Annotated in this window: 1 protein-coding gene; it reads right to left on the bottom strand. The window is 70.0% G+C overall.

Annotation, left to right across the window (positions count from 1 at the left end):
* Positions 1-204: 204 nt before the first annotated feature.
* Positions 205-1,497 carry an extracellular solute-binding protein gene (locus tag ACYVE9_RS24830; RefSeq protein ID WP_461030136.1) on the bottom strand — a complete coding sequence of 431 codons (1,293 nt, stop codon included), beginning with the start codon at positions 1,495-1,497 and terminating at the stop codon, positions 205-207.
* Positions 1,498-1,964: the final 467 nt, after the last annotated feature.

Below are 1,964 nucleotides of genomic sequence, written 5' to 3' on the forward strand. Positions count from 1 at the left end.
CCGGGGCGACGTCCGCCGGTGCTTCCGGTACCGCCGGGCCCTCCGACGAGGCATCCGGCGTTCCGGGCTCCGGGGGCGGGCTGTGCTGGGTCACGGTTCGAGCCTACCGACGCCCGACGACAGCCGTGCCGCTCGTGCGGCCCGGCCCACCGCACGGAGGGAACGGCGGACCGGGCGCGGGAAGACCGGGCGGCCGGTCGTGGGTCAGGGCTTCGCGGCTGCGGCGGCCTCGTCGGCCTCCGCCTGGCGCTGGAGCGAGCTGAGCACGGCCTCGGGGTTGCCGTCCTTGGCGACGGCCTTGCCGATGGACTCCTTGATGGTCTGGCTGGTCCCGGCCCACGAGGGCTTGCCGACGGGGTAGAACTCGGCGATGGGCAGCTGCTCCAGGAACGGCCAGAGCTTCTTGTGCTTCTTCTCGGAGCTCATCCGGTCGGAGGCCGACGTGGTCACCGGCAGCAGACCGTAGCGGTCGGTGAAGGCGTAGTGCTGCTCCACGCTGAAGACGAAGTCGAGGAACTTGCCGATCTCCGCGCGGTGACCGTTCTGCTTGAAGCCCATGATCCAGTCGGCCACGCCCATCGTGGCGCCGGCCTCCCCGTCCCGGCCGGGCAGCTTCGCGGTGCCGTAGTTGACCTCGTTGCGCTCGGCCTGCTGGATCAGCACCGGGTGGCCGTTGAGCATGCCGACCTCACCCCGGCCGAAGGCGTCGAAGACGTCCTGCCGGTCGGTGCGACCGGGTGTGCCGGGCCCGGTGAGGCCCTCGCCGACCAGTTCGTCCCGCAGCCAGGTGAACGTCTTGATGTTCGCCGGCGAGTCGATGGTGTAAGCGCCGACGTTGTTGGTGTAGCCGCCACCGCCGCCGAACATCCACAGCATCGTTTCGGCAGGCGCCTCCTCCGGACCGAGCGGCAGGCCGTAGGGGGTCTTCACCCCGGCCGCCTTGAGCGCGGTGGCGGCCTCCTTCAGCTGCGCCCAGCTGACCGGCGGTTCGTCTGGGTCCAGGCCGGCGGCGCGGAACAGCGACTTGTTGTAGAAGAAGACGCGGGTGCTGGAGACGAACGGCAGCCCGTACTGGGTGCGGCGCAGCTCCCCGGCCTGAGCGAGGGTCGGCAGGAAGTCGGCCTGCGTGGGTATGGAGAGCAGTTCGGAGGCGCTGTAGAGCTTGCCGCCGGCGGCGTAGTCGGCGTAGGCGCCGATCTGGGCGATGTCGGGCGCTTCGCCCGCCTCCACCATGTCGGCGACCTGCTTGTCGACGACGTTCCAGCTGAGCACGTTGACGTCGACGGTGATGCCGGGATTCTGCTTCTGGAAGGCGGCGGCAAGTCCGTCCCAGTACCCCTGCCCGCCGTTGTTGCCGCCCGGGGTGCCGTAGTCGGCTGCCACCAGCTTCAGTCTGACGTCACCACCGGAGCCGCCGGTCCCGCAGCCCGTGGTCGACAACCCCATCGCGCCGACCATTCCGGTTGCTGCCAGTCCCAAGAACCGCCGCCGATCCACTGGCACTTCCCCTTTGCGCTGTTCATTCCGTTCGCCCCGCTTTTCGAGGCGATCTGTTCACGCACTTCTGGTGCGCACGTGAAGTAAGAGTCTCCATTCCGGACTTCACCAGGTCTACACCACCCCTGGTATCGCTTCGGCAACGGCCTTCCGCACCGCAGGTCAGAGCTGGTATCCACAGATACCCGCAGACATGGGCCACCGCGTGGACTACACCATCCTCTCCGCGAGTTGGCCTGTTTCCGCACCCCCACCCAGTCGCTTTCCGAGCAGCCGCCTCCCCGCGGGGGCGTGCGCACCACTGGAGCCGCCGCATGACCGCCGAGCCCCCCGCAACCGGAACGTCCGCCGCCGCACCACCTGCTGGCGGAACGTCCGCCGCCGAGACGTCCGCGACCGGGACGTCCGCGGTCGAGACGTCCGCACCCGACCGCTCCCCCGGCGCCGGGCCGACGTCCCGGACCGCC

It is taken from the genome of Streptomyces sparsus, from assembly GCF_054776295.1.